At 66.0% G+C, this 17,179-nt stretch carries 23 protein-coding genes; 12 read left to right on the top strand and 11 right to left on the bottom strand.

All coding sequences use genetic code 11. The features are described from left to right. Window positions 1-7 precede the first annotated feature (7 nt). The 5 genes from ACSQ24_RS18800 to ACSQ24_RS18780 form a co-directional block, all read right to left on the bottom strand. Entirely contained in the window at window positions 8-211 is a 204-nt protein-coding gene (locus ACSQ24_RS18800) for a hypothetical protein (protein WP_436096148.1), read from the bottom strand. After that, a complete protein-coding gene (locus ACSQ24_RS18795) occupies window positions 208-342 on the bottom strand; it encodes a hypothetical protein (RefSeq protein WP_274532916.1) in 135 nt (44 codons plus the stop codon). Before ACSQ24_RS18795 ends, ACSQ24_RS18800 begins: the two co-directional genes overlap by 4 nt. A 102-nt stretch (window positions 343-444) precedes the next feature. Then, on the bottom strand, window positions 445-774 hold the full coding sequence (locus ACSQ24_RS18790; RefSeq protein WP_436096147.1) for a hypothetical protein: 330 nt from the start codon (window positions 772-774) through the stop codon (window positions 445-447). Continuing rightward, window positions 755-985: a hypothetical protein gene (locus tag ACSQ24_RS18785; protein ID WP_436096146.1), complete on the bottom strand. Its 231-nt coding sequence runs from the start codon at window positions 983-985 to the stop codon at window positions 755-757. The genes ACSQ24_RS18790 and ACSQ24_RS18785 overlap by 20 nt, the downstream gene beginning before the upstream one ends. A 10-nt stretch (window positions 986-995) precedes the next feature. After that, window positions 996-1,181, bottom strand: coding sequence for a hypothetical protein (locus ACSQ24_RS18780; RefSeq protein ID WP_126113311.1), 186 nt, complete (start codon window positions 1,179-1,181; stop codon window positions 996-998). A 349-nt stretch (window positions 1,182-1,530) separates the two neighbouring features. Between ACSQ24_RS18780 and ACSQ24_RS18775 the strand changes: the two genes are divergently transcribed. From ACSQ24_RS18775 to ACSQ24_RS18755, 5 genes are all read left to right on the top strand, one after another. Next, on the top strand, window positions 1,531-1,851 hold the full coding sequence (locus ACSQ24_RS18775) for a hypothetical protein (RefSeq protein ID WP_436096145.1): 321 nt from the start codon (window positions 1,531-1,533) through the stop codon (window positions 1,849-1,851). A gap of 123 nt (window positions 1,852-1,974) precedes the next feature. After that, the gene (locus tag ACSQ24_RS18770; RefSeq protein WP_436096144.1) at window positions 1,975-2,448 is read left to right on the top strand and encodes a YaiI/YqxD family protein; all 474 of its coding nucleotides are present in this window, start codon (window positions 1,975-1,977) and stop codon (window positions 2,446-2,448) included. A gap of 196 nt (window positions 2,449-2,644) precedes the next feature. Then, entirely contained in the window at window positions 2,645-3,619 is a 975-nt protein-coding gene (locus tag ACSQ24_RS18765) for a Bug family tripartite tricarboxylate transporter substrate binding protein (protein WP_436096143.1), read from the top strand. A gap of 163 nt (window positions 3,620-3,782) precedes the next feature. Beyond that, the gene (locus tag ACSQ24_RS18760; protein ID WP_436096142.1) at window positions 3,783-5,087 is read left to right on the top strand and encodes an NAD(P)H-dependent oxidoreductase; all 1,305 of its coding nucleotides are present in this window, start codon (window positions 3,783-3,785) and stop codon (window positions 5,085-5,087) included. 198 nt (window positions 5,088-5,285) lie between these two features. Next, complete coding sequence (locus ACSQ24_RS18755; protein WP_436096141.1) at window positions 5,286-6,401, top strand: PQQ-dependent sugar dehydrogenase; 1,116 nt, start codon at window positions 5,286-5,288, stop codon at window positions 6,399-6,401. Window positions 6,402-6,512: 111 nt separating this feature from the next. Here the strand turns inward: ACSQ24_RS18755 and ACSQ24_RS18750 are convergent, their stop codons facing one another. The 4 genes from ACSQ24_RS18750 to ACSQ24_RS18735 are packed head-to-tail and all read right to left on the bottom strand — an operon-like array spanning window position 6,513 to window position 8,269. Next, on the bottom strand, window positions 6,513-6,815 hold the full coding sequence (locus ACSQ24_RS18750; RefSeq protein ID WP_436096140.1) for a hypothetical protein: 303 nt from the start codon (window positions 6,813-6,815) through the stop codon (window positions 6,513-6,515). A 31-nt stretch (window positions 6,816-6,846) separates the two neighbouring features. After that, window positions 6,847-7,608 (bottom strand): class I SAM-dependent methyltransferase, encoded by a 762-nt coding sequence (locus tag ACSQ24_RS18745; RefSeq protein WP_436096139.1) that lies wholly within the window; start codon window positions 7,606-7,608, stop codon window positions 6,847-6,849. Between the two features lie 3 nt (window positions 7,609-7,611). After that, window positions 7,612-7,968 (bottom strand): DMT family protein, encoded by a 357-nt coding sequence (locus ACSQ24_RS18740; protein WP_436096138.1) that lies wholly within the window; start codon window positions 7,966-7,968, stop codon window positions 7,612-7,614. Between the two features lie 40 nt (window positions 7,969-8,008). Further along, on the bottom strand, window positions 8,009-8,269 hold the full coding sequence (locus ACSQ24_RS18735) for a SemiSWEET family sugar transporter (protein ID WP_436096137.1): 261 nt from the start codon (window positions 8,267-8,269) through the stop codon (window positions 8,009-8,011). 250 nt (window positions 8,270-8,519) lie between these two features. On the opposite strand from ACSQ24_RS18735, the gene ACSQ24_RS18730 reads away from it, so the two are divergent. From ACSQ24_RS18730 to ACSQ24_RS18700, 7 genes are all read left to right on the top strand, one after another. Then, on the top strand, window positions 8,520-9,701 hold the full coding sequence (locus tag ACSQ24_RS18730; RefSeq protein ID WP_436096136.1) for a lytic murein transglycosylase: 1,182 nt from the start codon (window positions 8,520-8,522) through the stop codon (window positions 9,699-9,701). Between the two features lie 68 nt (window positions 9,702-9,769). Next, the gene (locus ACSQ24_RS18725) at window positions 9,770-10,156 is read left to right on the top strand and encodes a RidA family protein (protein WP_436096135.1); all 387 of its coding nucleotides are present in this window, start codon (window positions 9,770-9,772) and stop codon (window positions 10,154-10,156) included. Window positions 10,157-10,241: 85 nt separating this feature from the next. Next, entirely contained in the window at window positions 10,242-10,460 is a 219-nt protein-coding gene (locus ACSQ24_RS18720) for a hypothetical protein (protein ID WP_436096134.1), read from the top strand. Beyond that, window positions 10,457-11,029 (top strand): Fic/DOC family protein, encoded by a 573-nt coding sequence (locus ACSQ24_RS18715; protein WP_436096133.1) that lies wholly within the window; start codon window positions 10,457-10,459, stop codon window positions 11,027-11,029. Before ACSQ24_RS18720 ends, ACSQ24_RS18715 begins: the two co-directional genes overlap by 4 nt. A gap of 90 nt (window positions 11,030-11,119) precedes the next feature. Next, window positions 11,120-12,229 carry a 3-isopropylmalate dehydrogenase gene (gene leuB, locus ACSQ24_RS18710; protein ID WP_436096132.1) on the top strand — a complete coding sequence of 370 codons (1,110 nt, stop codon included), beginning with the start codon at window positions 11,120-11,122 and terminating at the stop codon, window positions 12,227-12,229. A 103-nt stretch (window positions 12,230-12,332) separates the two neighbouring features. Further along, window positions 12,333-12,758 carry a nuclear transport factor 2 family protein gene (locus tag ACSQ24_RS18705; RefSeq protein WP_436096131.1) on the top strand — a complete coding sequence of 142 codons (426 nt, stop codon included), beginning with the start codon at window positions 12,333-12,335 and terminating at the stop codon, window positions 12,756-12,758. 96 nt (window positions 12,759-12,854) lie between these two features. Continuing rightward, window positions 12,855-13,292, top strand: coding sequence for a hypothetical protein (locus ACSQ24_RS18700; RefSeq protein ID WP_436096130.1), 438 nt, complete (start codon window positions 12,855-12,857; stop codon window positions 13,290-13,292). A 5-nt stretch (window positions 13,293-13,297) separates the two neighbouring features. Here ACSQ24_RS18700 and ACSQ24_RS18695 read toward each other — a convergent pair whose 3' ends face one another. Both ACSQ24_RS18695 and ACSQ24_RS18690 read right to left on the bottom strand, forming a co-directional pair. Continuing rightward, on the bottom strand, window positions 13,298-15,022 hold the full coding sequence (locus ACSQ24_RS18695; RefSeq protein WP_436096129.1) for an ABC transporter ATP-binding protein: 1,725 nt from the start codon (window positions 15,020-15,022) through the stop codon (window positions 13,298-13,300). Window positions 15,023-15,202: 180 nt separating this feature from the next. Then, complete coding sequence (locus tag ACSQ24_RS18690; protein ID WP_436096128.1) at window positions 15,203-17,158, bottom strand: bifunctional 2',3'-cyclic-nucleotide 2'-phosphodiesterase/3'-nucleotidase; 1,956 nt, start codon at window positions 17,156-17,158, stop codon at window positions 15,203-15,205. Window positions 17,159-17,179 lie beyond the last annotated feature (21 nt).

The raw sequence follows: 17,179 nt of genomic DNA, 5'->3' as shown, positions 1-17,179 counted from the left end.
GCCCGCCTCATTTGTCGAAGAGCGGGGCCGCCTCGGTCTTTTTCTTTGGCCGTAGAGGCGTTTTGCGGACCAGGCCCTTGCGGTTCGCCGGCGTAGCGCTCGCCTCTTCGGTCACCGGTTCTGCCGGCGCGGCGGCGACAGGCTTCGCAATGACCGGCTGCGGTGCCGGCTTCTCGGGCTGGGCCGGGTCGATCGTGCGGAAGCGGATCATTTCTTCTTCGGTCCCGCCGCTGCCTTGGCGACGGCCGAGGCGAAACCTGCCGGAGGGGTCGCGCTCGCCTTCGGCTTGTCTTTCTTGGGCTTCTTGGCCTCGCGATTGCTGCGCTGCTCGCCTTTTGCCATGGCTCGTCTCCTTCGGTCGAAATAACTGGTCGGGACGGCTGCGAGCTTACGTCATTGCGGCCGGTTTCCGGCTGCCACGGCCGGCCCGCGGACATTGGGCCGTCAGATCGAAGCAGGAGCCGAGCCTAGGACAGAGTCGGATGGAGAGCACGCGCTTTCTTGGCGAGAAAGCGCTTCATCCACGCCCCGCTCGATCGCCCGCCGGCGCCTGACCATGCTGACCGTGCCGGCGCCCCAGCGCGGGCGGCCGAAGCAGGGAAAGCCGCGGCGGTTGAGGCGGCGGGCGATGTCGGCCGGGTCGCTGATGCCGGCGTCGACGAGCTGATCGATCAGGGCGCCGGCTGCCTCGAGGAAGATGGCGAGCAGCGCTCTGTCGAGGGCGCGGCTCGCCTTGTCGGCTGCTTGCATCCCGTCAATGGATGCCCAGGCCATAGCTCGGCTCGACCTCGTTCGGCGAGATCAGCACGGCATTGGGGTGGCCGCCCTCGGAAAGAGCGAAACGGACGGCTTCCTTCTGATTGCGGAAGATGCCTTCGCTGAGGCCTTCCAGGTCGCGCGCGACCCAGAAGCCGTGGCTGGATTGGCCGACCAGGAAAAGGTGGCTCTTGCCGTTGAGCGGCTGCAGCGGCTTGAATTGTCCCATGTTGGCGCTCTCAGTTCGGCAGGGCGAACCAGGCGCGCAGGCCGATGAAGGCTGCGGCCGCCAGTGCGAACACGGCGAGCGCGACCATTTCGGCACAGAGGATCCCAACGACCGGGCGGCGGCTGGCGACGCTGTCATAGACGGCGCGGGCGCGGCGCTGCTGGGTGGTGCGGAACAAGGCGTTGTTCATCGACATATCGACCTCCATCGATGCCGATGATGTAGGTCCGGCCCCGATAAGGCCGCCATGCGGATGATAGGATGGCACATAAGGACCGCATAAAGGTGGTTGCCATGCACGAACGGGGCGTTTCGACGAATGAATTCGTGACGAAATTCGATGTACAGTAGGGAGCTGCTCCGTCGCTGGGCGGCACAAAATAATCACGAAATCATCATACAGCTCCCGATTATAGACACGAGATCATCATTCTTCGCTGCGCATCGTTAGCGGACCTCTGCCGATCCGTGCGAGGTCGGTGGCTTTGTTCAATGTCCCGGATGGCGAGACCTTTCGCCTGACGGGCTTTGCATCGGAGGCTGACATGAGAAAGATCATGATCGCTGCGGTGTCGGGGCTCGCCCTGACCGTCGGCAGCATGAGCATGTCCACCCCTGCCTCGGCTGACCCAGTGCTCGTTCCTGCGCTAGTCGCCGCCGGCATCGGCGGGTTGGGTATCGGTGCGCTCGCCGCCACGGCGCCCCGCCATACGGAGACCGTCGTCGTGCCCGCGCGGCAGGAATACTACGCGCCGCCGGGCACCGGCACGGTGACGGCGGTCCCCGCCTCGGAACAGCTGGGGCCCTGCTATTGGACCCGGGCGCGCATTGGCGGCGCGGTGCGGCGGGTTCAGGTTTGCGACTGACGCTTCGCTCTCCCCGAACCGCTCGCTGGCGGTTCGGGGAGGAAGCTTCCTGCGACAGGCCCGTCGACACATGAAGGCATAAAGGCGCTTGCGCCCCGCCGCGGCGCCTGCGATCTCGTCCGCATGGACGGCAATCACATCGCGATCTATATCGACGCCGACGCCTGCCCGGTGAAGCCGGAGATTTACCGCGTCGCCGAACGGCACAGGCTCAGGGTCTTCGTCGTCGCCAACAGCTTCATGCAGGTGCCGCGCGAACCCTGGATCGAGCGCGTCGTCGTGCCCGGCAATTTCGACGCCGCCGATGACTGGATCGCCGAGCGCGCCCATCGCGGCGCGATCGTCGTCACCGCCGACATTCCGCTCGCCGACCGCTGCCTCAAGGCTGGCGCCGACGTGATCGGTCCGACCGGAAAACCCTTCACCGAAGCCTCGATCGGCATGGCGCTGGCGACACGCGACATGATGGAGGATTTGCGCGCCATGGGCAGCGTCTCCGGCGGGCCGAAGCCGTTCTCGCCCAAGGACCGTTCGGCCTTCCTGCAGGCGCTGGATGTCGCGGTGCAGCGCCTGAAGCGGGCGGGCTTCTCTGCCTAGGGCGCGTCATGCTCGGGCTTGACCCGAGCATCTCAGGACGAACGGGGCGCCCAATCCGGCGCGAGATTCTCGGATCTGCGCTGCGCTCCGTCCGAGAATGACGGCGTGGCTTGCCACTCGCTGGACGTAAATTCGCTTTGCCCCTAATCCTGCCGCGGAAAGCCCGTCTCTCAAGCGGGCTCCCGGGAGGAAATTCATGTCGCTGACCCGCCGTTCCACGCTCGGCCTTGTTGCCGGCGCCGTCTTCGCTCCGGCCATCGTCCGGGCGCAGAGCTACCCGTCGAAGACCCTCACCCTCGTCGTGCCTTACCCGGCCGGGGGGCCGACCGATGCGATCGCGCGCTTCGTCGCGCAGGACCTGTCGGGCTCGATCGGCCAGGGCGTCGTCGTCGACAACCGGGCCGGCGCCTCGGGCGCGGTCGGCACCCGCGCCGTCGCGCATGGCGCGGCCGATGGGCACACCTTCATTTTCGGCAACAACCAGACCCACGGGAACAACATGTTCCTGCTGAAGGATCCCGGCTACGACGCGGTCAAGGATTTCGCGCCGGTCGCCGGCGTCGGCGCCTTCGAGCATGCCTTCGTGGTGCGCAACGACCTGCCGGCCAAGAGTATCAAGGAGCTGATCGCACTGGCCAAGGCCGATCCGGGCAAGCTCAATTACGGCTCGACCGGCGTCGGCTCCGGCTCGCATCTCGCCATGGAGCTGTTCATGCAGCGCACCGGCATCAAGATGACGCATGTGCCTTTCCGGGGTGCCGCCCCGCTGGTGCAGGAGATCATCGGCGGGCGCATCGACATCGCCAATTCGACGCTGCCCTCGGTGCTGGAGCAGATCACCGCCGGCAATCTGCGCGCGATCGCGCTGGCGAGCCCGGAGCGCAATCCGCGCGCCAAGGACATCCCGACGCTGCGCGAGCAGGGCGTGACGGATGCCGACGCCGATAGCTGGGCCGCCTTCTTCGCCCCGGCCGCGACGCCGGCGCCGATCCTCGACGTGTTGTCGAAGGCGGTTCTGGCCTCGCTCGCCAAGCCGGCGATCGCCGAGCAGATCCTCAAGCTCGGCTTCACGCTCAAGGTCCGCGATCCCGCCGCGTTCAAGCCCTATCACCAGCAGGAGATCGCGACCTGGGAGAAGATCATCAAGGATGCCGGCGTCAAGGCGGAGTGATCCCAAAACGCCCCAGGTTGGCCTCCTTCGTCATGGTCGGGCTTGTCCCGACCATCCACGTCTTCGTTGGCCAAGACCTGAGTTCAAGACGTGGATGCTCGCCACAAGGGCGAGCATGACGGGTAGGTATGCTCGACAGGATCGACGCTAACGGAGCCCTCCCATGAACCTCATGCCCAAGCTCGCCGCCCGCCGCGAGGCTGGTCGTCCAGTCCGCTGCGCTTTGATAGGCGCCGGCAAGTTCGGCTCGATGTTCCTCGCCCAGGTCCCGCATATCGAGGGACTCGAGGTCGCGGCGATCGCCGATCTCGATCCCGAGCGGGCGCGCCAGGCCTGCCGGACCGTTGGCTGGGACGAAGCCGGTATCGCCGCGACGCGCTTCGTCGACAGCGGCGTTACGGCAGCCGAAATGGACGGCGTCGAGGTGGTGATCGAGGCGACGGGACACCCGGCTGCCGGAGCCCGCCATGCGCTCGCCGCGATCGCGGCCAGGCGCCATGTCGTCATGGTCAATGTCGAGGCCGATGTGCTGGTCGGCCCCGTCCTGGCGGCCAAGGCCAGGGCGGCCGGTGTGGTCTATTCCATGGCCTATGGCGACCAGCCGGCCCTCGTTTCCGAGATGGTCGATTGGGCCCGCGCTGCCGGCTTCACGGTGGCGGCCGCCGGCAAGGGCACCAAATACCTGCCGGCCTATCACCGCGTCACGCCCGACGAGGTCTGGGGCCATTATGGCCTGACGCCGGAGGCGGCGAAGGCGGCTGGCATGAACCCGCAAATGTTCAACTCCTTCCTCGACGGCACCAAATCGGCGATCGAGATGGCCGCGATCGCCAATGCCTGCGGTCTCGACGTGCCGGCTGATGGCCTTACCTTCCCGCCCTGCGGCGTCGACGATCTCGCCCAGGTCCTGCGGCCGAAGGCTGCCGGCGGCCAGCTCGAGCGCGACGGCATGGTCGAGGTCGTCTCCTCGCTGGAGCGCGACGGGCGGCCGGTCTTCCGCGACCTGCGCTGGGGCGTCTACGTCGTGCTCAAGGCGCCGAACCCCTACGCCGCCGCCTGCTTCAAGCAGTACGGCTTGCCAACCGATTCCACCGGCCTCTATGCGGCGATGTACAAGCCCTTCCACCTGATCGGGCTCGAACTCTCGATCTCGGTGCTGAACGCAGCGCTGCGCGGCGAGGCGACCGGCACGACGCGGATCTGGCGCGGCGACGCGGTCGCGACCGCCAAACGCGACCTCAAGGCCGGCGAGATGCTCGACGGCGAGGGCGGCTACACGGTCTACGGCAGGCTGATGCCGGCGGCGGCCAGCCGTGCGGCAAAGGCGCTGCCGATCGGGCTGGCGCATGGCGTGAGCTTGAAGCGGGATGTTCCGGCCAGCGCCGCGGTGACGAGCGATGATGTCGCACTCGACGAGACTTCGCCGATCGTCTCACTTCGGCGTGAGCTCGAAGCAACCAGCGCCTGAATCGTGCATTCTCTTTGAAGGGGTTGTCCCGCTTTCCTGAACGAGTCGTCCCGGGCGACCGAAGGGAGACCCGGGATCCATTCCGGAACGGTTCAGGCATGGGTCCCGGATCGGCGCCGCTTCGCGGCTTGTCCGGGACGACACCTCGCGCATGTTAAAGGTGGTCGGCTTGGCGTCGGTCATCAACAGGAGATGCCGATGCGCCCCGTTATCGCCGCCGCCCTCGCCTTGGCCTTAGTTGCAGCGCCCGCCATGGCCCAGCAGCGCTACCCGTCGAGCGCCGGCGAGCTCGCGGTCGAGACGGTGGCGAGCGGGCTGGAGAATCCCTGGGGCCTCGCCTTCCTGCCCGACGGGCGCATGCTGGTGACCGAGCGGCCAGGGCGGCTTCGGCTGGTCGGCAGCGACGGCAAGCTCTCGGCGCCGATTTCCGGCGTGCCCAATGTCGTGGCGCGCGGGCAGGGCGGCCTGCTCGATGTCGTGCTCGATCCGAACTTCGCGCAGAACCGCTATCTCTACCTCTCCTTCGCCGAGCCGCGCGCCAACGGCAACGGCACCAGCGTCGCCCGCGCCCGATTGAGCGCCAATGGCAACGCGCTGGAGGGCCTGAGTGTGATCTTCCGGCAGATGCCGACGATCGCCAGCAACATGCATTTCGGCTCGCGGCTGGTCTTCGACCGGACCGGCGCGCTCTTCGTCACCGTCGGCGACCGCTACAGCCAGCGCGACCAGGCGCAGAACCCGGAGAACCATATCGGCAAGGTCATCCGTATCCGCCCCGAGGGCGGCGCGGCAGAGGGCAATCCGAAGAAGCCGGGCTGGCAGCCGGAGATCTGGTCGATTGGGCACCGCAACGTGCAGGGGGCGGCGCTGCACCCGCAGACCGGCCAGCTCTGGACCGCCGAGCACGGGGCGCGCGGCGGCGACGAGATCAACACCCCCAAGGCCGGCCTGAACTATGGCTGGCCGGTCATCACCTACGGCATCGACTATTCCGGCGTGAAGATCGGTGAGGGCACGACCAAGCCCGGCATGGAGCAGCCGCTGTTCTACTGGGACCCGTCGATCGCGCCCTCGGGCGCCGCCTTCTACACCGGCGACAAATGGCCGGCGTGGAAGAACTCGCTCTTCGTCGGCGCGCTCGCCGGCCAATTGCTGTCGCGGCTCTCGACCGATGGCGAGAAGGTCACCGGCGAGGAGCGACTGCTGACCAATCTCGGCCAGCGCATCCGTGATGTCCGGCAGGGACCGGACGGCTATCTCTACCTGCTCAGCGACGATGGCGGCAACGTCCTGCGGGTCAGGCCGGCGCGCTGAACGATATCCGTCGTCATTGCGAGCGAAGCGAAGCAACCCAGCGGCGGCAGCACTCTACGCCTCCCTGGATTGCTTCGTCGCTTCGCTCCTCGCAATGACGGCAAGGCACCCTCACGGCCCGCAATCCCATTCGCGCTCGACGACGAAAACCTTGCGGGTCGAAAGATGCCCGCGCGTGTCGTAGAGGTCGCCGACATAATATTCCGTGCCCGACGCGTCGCGCACGCTGCGCTCGACCTGCAGCGACCAGCCATAGCCGACCTGGTTCGGTCCGCGCCAGTCGCGATGGAGGTTACCCGGCGAGGCCGAGGAGAGGATGCGGGCGCGTTCGTCGCTCGGCGAGCAGGTCGGTCCGGCAAGGGCTGCGCTCGAGATCGTGGCAAGGCAAAGGGCGAGCGTCATCGGCTTCAGCAAGGCAGGCATCCTTCAGGCAGTCCGGGGAGAATCAGATGATCTCGGCGAGCCGCGTATCGAGCGACAGAACGAGGCACCAATGTGGCTCGAAGTCGGCTCCGAGCGGCCAGATCTGCTCTGCGAAGATCGTCAGCATGGCCGCCTGGTAGCGCTCGAACCAATCGCGCTGGCAAAGCACGAACTTGGTCGCGCCAACAATCGTCTCGCGGTCGATGATGCACAAAGGAACAATGGCGGGATTGGCAGTGAGATACTCCTGCACCGCGACCATCAGCGTCGGGTAGCCGGGGTGCAGCATGTCGTCGAGCACGATCAGCCCGCCTTCGGCGAGACAGGCGGTGGCGAGCGCCAGATCCTTGCTCAGCGCCGCGCGGGAGTGCTCGCCATCGATATGGATAAAGCGGAGCTTGTCGCCGCTTGCATGGCCGATCAGCTCGGCCGGCGTCATCGCGCCGGCATCGGCCTTGATGGTGACGCGGCGTTCGGGCGCGATGCCGTGCTTCAGGCAGTTCGCCTCGAAGCGATCTTTCACCTCGGGGTTCGGCCATTCGAAGATGTCGATGCCGAGGGCGATCTCTCCGGGTTCGAGCGCATGGGCCAGAGCGATGAAGAAGCGGCCTTCAAAGGCGCCGATCTCGGCGATCGGCCCCTTGACGCCTTCCTGCGTCTGCAGCCGCAGCAGCCGCGCGCAGACCGCGGCGGCGAAGCGCGAGGACATGCCGACGACGCGGTCATAACCTTCCGTGAGATAGGCCTCGACGGCGGGGTGGCTGGAATACGGGATCGGCGCCATCGCTCAGGTCCTGGCGTTGAAGATGAAGAAGGCCCCGGCCGCGATCAGCGCAAAGCCGATGGCGTGGTTCCAAGTGAGCTGTTCCTTGAGCCAGAATACCGAGAAGCCGGCGAAGACGCAGAGCGTGATCACCTCCTGCATCGTCTTCAGCTCGGCTGCCGAGTAGACGCCGGAGCCGATGCGGTTGCCCGGCACGGCGAGCATGTATTCCGGCAGGGCGATCATCCAGCTCGCCAGGATCGCCAGCCAGATCGCGGTGCTCTTGTAGGAGAGGTGGCCGTACCAGGCGAAGGTCATGAAGACGTTCGAGCCGATCAGCATGCCGATCGGCAGGAGATGGGCAGAGCTGAGAGCTGGCATGGGGTGTCCGGGAAGGGTGGTTGGTGGCGAAGTCTCAAGCTTAGCCGTAGCGCAGCTTCATCGTCAGGATAACCAGGACCAGCGCCAGGGTGACCGTATTGGCGCCAATCAGCGGCCAGGAGGCGATCAACACGCCATAGATCAGCCAGAGCACGATGCCGGTGGCGAACAGCGCCTGCGTCCACAGCGAGATGCCGCTGGTGTCGCGCGTCTTGATCGTCTGCCAGGCCTGCGGCAGCCAGCAGAAGGTGGTCAGCAGGGCGGCACAGAAGCCGAGCGCTTCGATGGCGGCGGTGGACATGCGGGCCTGTCGGCGGTTCGCGCGGGGGTTGCGCAGACATAGCCGGTTTCGGCGTTCCGCGCCCCTCGGGACTCGCATGGTTAACCTCCGTTAACCGCAGCGCCGGCGCGCTTTCCGTTCGACCGGAATCGGTCGAGCGAAAAGAAATCGCGCCTACTCAATATGTTGGGCATGTTCTGATCGCAAAAGTGGTGCCCACTTTTGCGGAACATGCCCTAGATTCGCGCCAATCCTGCGATTCGGTGGACCCATGCGCGCATTGATCCTGGCCTTGCCTCTCGTCCTCGTCGCCGCGACCGCGGCCCGGGCCGATTTCGATTCCTGCGTCGCCGGCCTGCGTTCGGCCGCTGCTGCCAAGGGCGTCTCCGGCGCCACCTTCGATCGCGCCATGGAAGGCGTCACGCCCGACATGAAGGTGATCGAGGCGATGAACAACCAGCCCGAGTTCAAGACGCCGATCTGGGACTATCTCGGCACGCTCGTCGACGAGGAGAAGGTCGCGGAAGGGCGCTCGATGATGCGCCAGCACGCCTCGACGCTCGCCGCCGCCGAACAGCGCTTCGGCGTCGATCGCCATACCATCGCGGCGGTCTGGGGCGTCGAGAGCGATTTCGGCAAGGCGCGGGGCAAGATGCCACTGGTCCAGGCGCTCTCGACCGGAGCCTGCCTGGCGCCGCGCCGCAACGCCTTCTTCAAGGGCGAGCTGATCGCCACCCTGCAGATCATCCAGCGCGGCGACGTCCGCCCCGAGCGGTTGTTCGGCTCCTGGGCCGGCGCCTTCGGCCATACCCAGTTCATCCCATCGACCTATCTCAGGCTCGCCGTCGACGGCGACGGCGACGGCCGGCGCGACCTGGTCGACTCGATTCCCGATGCGCTGCATTCGACCGCGAACTTCATGGACAAGGCCGGCTGGGTCACCGGCGCAAGCTGGGGCTATGAGGTCCGCGTGCCCTCCGGTTATTCCGGCCCGACCGGACGCAATCCGAAGCAGCCGGTCTCGTCCTGGGCGGCGCGCGGCATCGTCAAATTCGACGGCTCGGCGCTCTCCGGCTCGGGCAATGCCGGGCTGCTGATGCCAGCTGGCCGCAACGGCCCAGCCTTCCTCGTCTTCAAAAACTACGACGCCGCCTACAGCTACAACGGCGCGGATTCCTACGCCCTGGCGATCTCGCTGCTCTCCGATCGCCTGCGTGGCCGCCCGGGGGTGCAGGGCGAGTGGCCAACCGACGATCTGCCGCTGTCGCGCGAGCAACGCCGCGAATTGCAGCGCCTGCTGACCCAGCGCGGCTACAATGTCGGCGAGCCGGACGGCGCGGTCGGGGCGCTGACGCGGGCCGCGATCAAGGAAGTCGAGGGCAAGATCGGCATGCCCCAGACCGGCCGCCCGGGAGAGAAGGTGCTGCGCGCGCTGAAGGGCGGGCGTGTCTGATACAGGAATCGGGTGGGCTTCGGTTTCTCCGTCAGGCAGGGCGTCAGGCTCACGCTCGGAGCCCTGCCATGACCCGTCGTCTCATCTCCACCGGCTCGCCCTTCGAGCGTTCCTTCGGATACTCGCGCGCCGTCGTCGATGGCGATCTCGTCTTTGTCTCCGGCACGACCGGCTACGACTACGCTACGATGACGCTGCCGGACGAGGCAGCCGAGCAGGCGCGCAACATCTTCGCCACGCTGGAGGCGGTGCTGACCGAAGCCGGCGCCTCGCTCGCGCAGGTGGTGCGGGCGCAGTATTTCGTCATCGACCGGAGCTATTGCGAGCCGGTGCTCGCCGTTTGCGGCGAGGTCTTCCGTGAGATCCGGCCGGCAGGGGGCATGTACATCGTCGCCGGCCTGCTCAAGCCCGAGATGAAAGTCGAGATCGAGGTCACGGCGCGGCTGAGCGGCTAACCTGGGCTGAAACCCATGCCTTTTCCGGCGGCGAAGAGCGGTCTCGTGCTGGCGATGGACAGCCATTTCGGCTAGATTTCCAGCCATGGATCGCAAGCGCGACAAGCCTGGGCACGATGTAGCCGCCTCGACGGAACGGCGGCTCGTCGCCATGCATCTGCAGAGCATGGAGGGCAACCCGCTCGATGCGGATGATGTCGCCATGTTCGCGATGTTCGAACGGGAGGGCTGGTCTCCTGAGAAGCGTCTCGATCATATTCGCAAGAAGGCTCTGGCGGCGGCATTCGCTCCTGCCGCCGAATGAGCGATCCTGAATACTGCTACCCGCCCGACTATGTCGTTCTGAAAAACAAACTCGGCCTGCGCGACCCTGCGGTGCTCGATCGCTTTGAACGCCGCGCCGTCACGCAGCGGATGCTCGAAGGCGTTCCCAACGGGCAATTCGACCTCACGCATCTGCGCGCCATCCATCACCATCTCTTCCAAGACATCTATGACTGGGCCGGCGAACTGCGGACCGTCGAGATCGCCAAGGGCGGCAGCCAGTTCCAGTTCCGGCGCTATATCGCCACTGGCATGGCCGACGTGCACCGACGCCTGGTTGTTGCCGACTATCTGAGACGGCTCGCTCCAGCGGATTTTGCGGCCCGCGCCGGCGAGATCATCGGCGATATCAATTATGTCCATCCGTTTCGCGAGGGGAACGGTCGCACGCAGATGCTCTATCTCGAACAGCTCAGCATCCGGGCCGGCCATCGCCTCGATCTGCGGTTGATCGCGCGAGACGAGTGGATGGCAGCCTGCATTGTGGCCCAGCGCGGGGAATACGCTCCGCTGGGAACCTGCATCCACAAGGCATTGATCGTGCCCTGAGAGCAGGGCGGCTTCGCATCGGCATGCTTGCACCCGGCGCCTTGCGCCCCTAATCAGCCGGCGATGCATTCCGTGACGCGAGGCTGACCCATGGCGAACCACAAGCTCCTGCTGCTCCCCGGCGACGGCATCGGCCCCGAGGTGATGGGGCAGGTCGAGAAGATCGTCTCCTGGTTCGAGAAGCAGGGCCTCGGCTCGTTCTCGCTCGAGCGCGGCCTCGTCGGCGGCATAGCCTATGACACGCACAAGGCGGCGATCTCGGAAGGCGACATGAAGCTCGCCCAGGAGGCCGACGCTGTGCTGTTCGGCGCAGTCGGCGGGCCGAAATGGGCCGATGTGCCCTACCAGCACCGGCCCGAGGCCGGCCTGCTGCGCCTGCGCAAGGATCTCGGCCTGTTCGCGAATCTCAGGCCCGCGATCTGCTATCCGGCGCTGGCTTCGGCCTCGTCGCTGAAGTCGGAGGTCGTCGAAGGCCTCGACATCCTGATCGTGCGTGAGCTCACCGGCGGCGTCTATTTCGGTGAGCCCAAGGAGATCGTCACGCTGGAGGACGGCTCCAAGCGCGGCGTCGATACGCAGCTCTACACCACCGGCGAGATCGAGCGCATCTGCGCCGTCGCCTTCGAGCTGGCGCGCACCCGCCGCAACAAGGTCTCCTCGGCTGAGAAGCACAACGTCATGAAGACCGGCGTGCTCTGGAAGCAGACGGTGACCGCCCAGCACGCCAGGGACTATCAGGACGTCGAGCTCGAGCATGTGCTCGCCGACAACTGCGCCATGCAGCTGGTGCGCTGGCCCAAGCAATACGACGTCATCGTCTGCGACAACCTGTTCGGCGACATCCTTTCCGACGTCGCGGCGATGCTGACCGGCTCGCTCGGCATGTTGCCTTCGGCCTCGCTCGGCGCCGAAGACAAGGCGACCGGCAAGCGCAAGGCGCTCTATGAACCCGTGCACGGCTCGGCGCCCGACATTGCCGGCAAGGGCCTGGCCAACCCGATCGCGATGATCGGCTCCTTCGCCATGGCGCTGCGCTATTCGTTTGGCGCCGGCGAGGCGGCCGACCGACTCGAAGGCGCCATCGCCGACGTGCTCGGCGCCGGCACCCGCACCAAGGACATCGCTGCGCCGGGCGCCAACGCCGTCTCGACCACCGAGATGGGCGACGCCATCGTCAAGGCGCTCGAAGCCCGCGGCTGAGGCGCAACGCCACCGGCAGGAAGCGGGTGGCGCTTTCCCGGTGGCACAGGCTTCCTCGGAGCCATCAGCGGTCGCTTCGGCCGCGCTGACTCCGAGGTTCCCAATGAATGCCGATGCTGGCGGTCCGTCCGCCATGGAGCTGCTCGAACGCATGTTCGCAGTCGAGCTGCGCTTCCTGCAGCAGGAGCAGGCCGATCTCGGCCTGCTCGCCACCGCCTTCCATCCCGATGTCGTGGTGCACGAGCCCGCCTCCTTGCCCTATGCCGGCGACTGGTACGGGCTGGACGGAATCGGGCGCCTGTTCAGGACGATGCGCGCGACCTGGAGCGACCTGTCGATCGATGGCCTGCAGGCGGCGAAGACCGTCGATACGGTCTTCATGTCCTGCACTTTGCGCCTCACCGCCCGTGCTTCAAGGCGGACGATCACACAGCCTTTCGCGGAAGTGCTGCGTTTCGAGGACGGGCGCCTGATCGAGGGCACGCCGTTCTACTTCGATACGGCGGCGATCAAGGCTGCGCTCTCCTGAATCCGCAACCAGAGCGTGTTGGTACCGCTTGACAGCACTCTAATAAGAACAAATAGTGAACAAGCAGTTTGAGGCCAACCAGATGGGGAGGGTGCGATGTCAATGGAGTTACTTGTCGGCTTGCCGGCTGGAACGACGACCACCGGCGAGGCGATCGCGGCCGAAGCCAAGCGTCTTGGCCTTGAGCTTTCGTTCGACGAGTATTTTTCGCTCGATGACGTCGGCGGATTTCAGCCGGGTAGACTGGCGCAGATAGAGGCCGGCATCGAAATCAGCGTCTACGACCGGGCTGAGGTTGAAGATCTGGTTGAGCTCTTCGGCCCGCAAGCGGAAGGGATCGTGCGCGTCGTCGCCTTCTATTGGGGCGCGAGTTTCGTCGAGGGCGCTTTCGCCTATGCCGTTGCCGCCGCACTCATTACGGCTTGCAAGGGCATCTGCTTCGACCCGCAGGAGGATGAGCAACTGTCGCTCGAGCAGGCCGTTCAGGCCGTAGAAGGCCTTTTGTCCGAGGCCCGCAAGCAGGCGGCGGATTAGAGGCGCTATCGCCTCACGCCGCCATACTGCGCCTCGTGCAGCCGCCGGTAGATGCCTGCTCGCTGCACCAGTTCCTGATGCCTTCCCTGCTCGGCGACGCCGCTCTCGTCGATGACGATGATGCGGTCGGCGTCCTGGATCGTCGCCAGGCGATGCGCAATCACCAGCGTGGTGCGGCCCTTCGACAGTTCGGCGAGCGAGGCCTGGATGGCGCGCTCGGTCTCGGTGTCGAGCGCCGAGGTTGCCTCGTCGAGGATCAGGATCGGCGGATTCTTCAGGAACATGCGGGCGATGGCGAGGCGCTGCTTCTGGCCGCCCGAGAGCTTGACGCCGCGCTCGCCGATCACCGTGTCGAGGCCATCGGGCAGCCGCGCGATCATCTCGTCGAGCCTTGCGCGCCTGGCAGCCTCGATGATCTCCTCCTCGCTCGCGGTCAGCTTGCCATAGACGATGTTCTCGCGGAGCGTGCCGGCGAAGAGGAAGACGTCCTGCTGGACGATGCCGATCTGGCCGCGCAGCGAAGCCAGCGTCATCTGGCGGATGTCGATGCCGTCAATGGTGATGCGTCCGCCCTCGACATCGTAGAAGCGCGGCAGCAGCGAGCAGATCGTGGTCTTGCCGGCGCCTGACGGCCCGACGAAGGCGATGGTCTCGCCGGCGCGGATCGCAAGATCGATGCCCTTCAGGATGGTGCGGTCCGGCGTATAGCCGAAGCTGACGTTCTCATAGGCGATGTCGCCCTTGAGATCGGAGACCGCGACGGCACCCGGCAGGTCGGCGATATCGGGGCGGGTGTCGAGGAATTCGGTGTAGCGCCGGAAGCCGGCGATGCCCTTCGGATAGGTCTCGATCACCGAATTGATCTTCTCGATCGGCCGGAAGAATACCGTCACCAGCAAGAGGAAGCCGACGAAGCCGCCGGCGCTGAGGTCGCCGATCAGCACGTAATAGGCGCCGGCGATCATCACCGCCATCTGGGTCAGGCGCATGCCGAAATAGCTGAGCGAGGTCGAGGCTGCCATCAGACGGTAGGCGTCGAGCTTGGTACGGCGATAGCGCTGGTTGTCAGCTGCGAACAAACTGCGCTCATGCTCCTCGTTGGCGAAGGCCTGGACGACGCGGATGCCGCCGACATTCTCCTCGATCCGCGCATTGAACGAGCCGACGCTGCCGAACAGCTTCTGCCAGTTCGCCGTCATCCGGCTGCCATAGCGGCTGGTCAGCCAGGCGATCAGCGGCACGATCGTCGCGGTGATCAGCGCCAGCTGCGGATGCACGCTCAGCATCAGCGCGAAGGCGCCGATGAAGGTCATCACCGCGATGAAGAGGTCCTCCGGCCCATGATGGGCGACCTCGCCGATCTCCTCGAGATCCTTGGTCAGTCGGCCGACGAGATGGCCGGTCTTCTGGTTGTCGAACCAGCCGAAGGAGAGCTTCTGCAGGTGGTCGAACGCCTTGCGGCGCATCTCGGTCTCGATGTTGATGCCGAGCATGTGGCCCCAATAGGTCACCACCACCATCAGCCCGGCATTGACCAGATAGATCGCCAGCAGGCCGAGCGAGGCCAGCACGATCAGGCTCCAGTTCCCGCTCGGCAGCAACTGGTCGACGAGGAGCTTCACCGCGATCGGGAAGCCGAGCTCGAGCAGCCCCGAGATCACCGCGCAGGAGAAATCGAGCAGGAACAGGCCGCGGTGGGGGCGGTAATAGGCGAAGAAGCGCTTGAGCATGGCGGGCGGGGCTTTAGCACGCGCCGCGATGGGGAGCCATGAGCAGGGCGCAGGCGCAGCGTCATTCTCGGACGTAGCGAAGCGTAGATCCGAGAATCTCCTGACGGAGAGGCTCTGCCGGCGCTTCATTCGGCCTGAGATGCTCGGGGCAAGCCCGAGCATGACGGCAGTGTCGGCCTTCTATCCGCCCAGCCGATACTTCACGAAGCCCTCGCCGGCATCGCCGACCGCCTCGGCCTTCAGCGCCACAGGCTTCTTGCCGGTCGCCGCGGGCGCGGTCGGGAAGGTGACGTTGACGTTCGCCGGCAAGGGCTTCAGCGACCAGTTGTTGTCGGCGGCCGGGTTGATCGTCTTCTTCTCGATGATGAAGCGCACGATCACGTCGCGGTTGAGGTCGGGCGCCTCCAGCACCACCGTCGTCTTGGTGCCGGGGAAATTACCGCCGCCGGAAGCGCGGTAATTGTTGGTGACGACGATGAACTCGGCTGCCCCATTGACCGGCTTGCCCTGATAGGCGAGGTCGACGATGCGGTGCGCGTCGGGTGCCACCAGTCTGCCGTCGCCGTCATAGCGCGAGCCTTGCGTCACGTCGATCTGGTAGGTGACGCCGTCGATCACATCGAAATTGAAGGCCGGGAAGCCCTGGTTGATCAGCGGCTGTTCCTCGGTCTTTGCGACGTCGATGCGGTTGAAGATGCCGGCCGAGCGCTCCAGCCATTCGCGGAGCTGCGCTCCCGTGACTTTCACGATCTGCACCGTGTTCGGGTAGAGATAGATGTCGGCGACATTCTTGATCGCGATCGGCCCGGCCGGGATATCGGTGAAGAAGGCGGGGCCGGCGCGCCCACCCGATTTGAACGGCGCCGCGGCCGAGAGGACGGGTAAGTCCTTGTGCGGCGTCTGCGCCATCAGCGGCTTGGCATAGGCGATCTGCGCCTCCGCCACGATCTGCACCGACGGGTCGTCGGCGACGAGGGCGAAGTAGCTGTTGATCGGGGCGCTGGTCGTGCCGACCGGCTCGCGCATATAGGTCAGCGTCGCCTCGTGATCGGCCTTCACCGTCGCGAGCACGGCCGCTTCGACCTCCGCCTTCGGCACGATCTTGCGGTCGGGCGTGCGCTCATAGATCGGCTTGGGATCGACCTTGAAATCGGCGATGCGCCAGCGCCCGTCGCGCTTCTCCAGCTCGAGGTCGACGATGCCGACATGCGAGCCCCAGAAGCCAGGCTGGCAGGCCGGCTTGCCGTGCAGTGAGCCCTTCTTGTTGTCGACGCCGGGAATGCCGTCGAAGGCCTTGCCGCCGGGGAAGACGAGATGCTGATGGCCGGTCAGCACCACATCGATGCCGTCGAGCTTGGCGAGATGCAGCGCCGCGTTCTCCTCGCCGCCCTTGCGCTCGCCGCCGGCGATGCCGGAATGGCAGAGCGCGATGGTGAGGTCGGGATGGGCGGCCGCGATCTCCGGCAGGTACTTTTGCGCGGCGTCGACGATATCCGTCGCCATCACCTTGCGGTCGAGATTGGCCTTGTCCCACTGCATGATCTGCGGCGGCACGAAGCCGATCACCGCGATGTTGAGGACGTGCTTCGTGCCGGCCTCGTCTTCGAAGCTCTGTTCGAAGATGCGCCACGGCTCGACCAGCGTGCCACCGCCCACACGGTCGACATTGGCGCAGATGATCGGGAACTCGGCGCGGGCGAGGCCATGCTCGAGGAAGTCGAGCCCGTAATTGAATTCGTGATTGCCGAGCGTGCCGCACTGATAGGGCAGAGCGTTCATTGCGGCGATCATCGGATGGGTCTCGCCGGCCTTCAGCCCCTTCTTGTAGGCGACGAAATCGCCGAGCGAGGAGCCTTGCAGGAAGTCGCCATTGTCGAAGAGCAGGCTGTTCTTCGTTTCCGCCTGCGCCGCCTTGATCAGGTTCGCCGTCTTGGCGAGGCCGACCGTGTCGTCGGGGGCGTCGCGGAAATAGTCGTAAGGCACGACGTTGACATGCAGATCGCTGGTCTCCAGCAGCCGGAGCTTGAGTTTGGCCGGAGCCTGCGCCGCGAGCGGGGTGGAAAGTGCGCCGGCCGCGGCGATGGCGGCTCCAGCCTTGAGCGTGTCGCGGCGGCTGAAACGGGGGGCGCGGTCCATCATCGGCTCCTGGGCGAAGGT

The organism is Allobosea sp. LjRoot237 (assembly GCF_964253285.1).
GTDB lineage: Bacteria > Pseudomonadota > Alphaproteobacteria > Rhizobiales > Beijerinckiaceae > Allobosea.
The sequence above is the reverse complement of the archived record's forward strand: the minus strand, read 5'-3'. Positions and strand labels throughout refer to the sequence as shown.

Excerpts from the sequence above, each read along its gene's own strand:
- ACSQ24_RS18800 (WP_436096148.1), bottom strand. The coding sequence starts at position 211 with ATGATCCGCTTCCGCACGATCGACCCGGCCCAGCCCGAGAAGCCGGCA.
- ACSQ24_RS18795 (WP_274532916.1), bottom strand. The coding sequence starts at position 342 with ATGGCAAAAGGCGAGCAGCGCAGCAATCGCGAGGCCAAGAAGCCCAAG.
- ACSQ24_RS18790 (WP_436096147.1), bottom strand. The coding sequence starts at position 774 with ATGGCCTGGGCATCCATTGACGGGATGCAAGCAGCCGACAAGGCGAGC.
- ACSQ24_RS18785 (WP_436096146.1), bottom strand. The coding sequence starts at position 985 with ATGGGACAATTCAAGCCGCTGCAGCCGCTCAACGGCAAGAGCCACCTT.
- ACSQ24_RS18780 (WP_126113311.1), bottom strand. The coding sequence starts at position 1,181 with ATGTCGATGAACAACGCCTTGTTCCGCACCACCCAGCAGCGCCGCGCC.
- ACSQ24_RS18775 (WP_436096145.1), top strand. The coding sequence starts at position 1,531 with ATGAGAAAGATCATGATCGCTGCGGTGTCGGGGCTCGCCCTGACCGTC.
- ACSQ24_RS18770 (WP_436096144.1), top strand. The coding sequence starts at position 1,975 with ATGGACGGCAATCACATCGCGATCTATATCGACGCCGACGCCTGCCCG.
- ACSQ24_RS18765 (WP_436096143.1), top strand. The coding sequence starts at position 2,645 with ATGTCGCTGACCCGCCGTTCCACGCTCGGCCTTGTTGCCGGCGCCGTC.
- ACSQ24_RS18760 (WP_436096142.1), top strand. The coding sequence starts at position 3,783 with ATGAACCTCATGCCCAAGCTCGCCGCCCGCCGCGAGGCTGGTCGTCCA.
- ACSQ24_RS18755 (WP_436096141.1), top strand. The coding sequence starts at position 5,286 with ATGCGCCCCGTTATCGCCGCCGCCCTCGCCTTGGCCTTAGTTGCAGCG.
- ACSQ24_RS18745 (WP_436096139.1), bottom strand. The coding sequence starts at position 7,608 with ATGGCGCCGATCCCGTATTCCAGCCACCCCGCCGTCGAGGCCTATCTC.
- ACSQ24_RS18740 (WP_436096138.1), bottom strand. The coding sequence starts at position 7,968 with ATGCCAGCTCTCAGCTCTGCCCATCTCCTGCCGATCGGCATGCTGATC.
- ACSQ24_RS18735 (WP_436096137.1), bottom strand. The coding sequence starts at position 8,269 with ATGTCCACCGCCGCCATCGAAGCGCTCGGCTTCTGTGCCGCCCTGCTG.
- ACSQ24_RS18730 (WP_436096136.1), top strand. The coding sequence starts at position 8,520 with ATGCGCGCATTGATCCTGGCCTTGCCTCTCGTCCTCGTCGCCGCGACC.
- ACSQ24_RS18725 (WP_436096135.1), top strand. The coding sequence starts at position 9,770 with ATGACCCGTCGTCTCATCTCCACCGGCTCGCCCTTCGAGCGTTCCTTC.
- ACSQ24_RS18720 (WP_436096134.1), top strand. The coding sequence starts at position 10,242 with ATGGATCGCAAGCGCGACAAGCCTGGGCACGATGTAGCCGCCTCGACG.
- ACSQ24_RS18715 (WP_436096133.1), top strand. The coding sequence starts at position 10,457 with ATGAGCGATCCTGAATACTGCTACCCGCCCGACTATGTCGTTCTGAAA.
- leuB (WP_436096132.1), top strand. The coding sequence starts at position 11,120 with ATGGCGAACCACAAGCTCCTGCTGCTCCCCGGCGACGGCATCGGCCCC.
- ACSQ24_RS18705 (WP_436096131.1), top strand. The coding sequence starts at position 12,333 with ATGAATGCCGATGCTGGCGGTCCGTCCGCCATGGAGCTGCTCGAACGC.
- ACSQ24_RS18700 (WP_436096130.1), top strand. The coding sequence starts at position 12,855 with ATGTCAATGGAGTTACTTGTCGGCTTGCCGGCTGGAACGACGACCACC.
- ACSQ24_RS18695 (WP_436096129.1), bottom strand. The coding sequence starts at position 15,022 with ATGCTCAAGCGCTTCTTCGCCTATTACCGCCCCCACCGCGGCCTGTTC.
- ACSQ24_RS18690 (WP_436096128.1), bottom strand. The coding sequence starts at position 17,158 with ATGGACCGCGCCCCCCGTTTCAGCCGCCGCGACACGCTCAAGGCTGGA.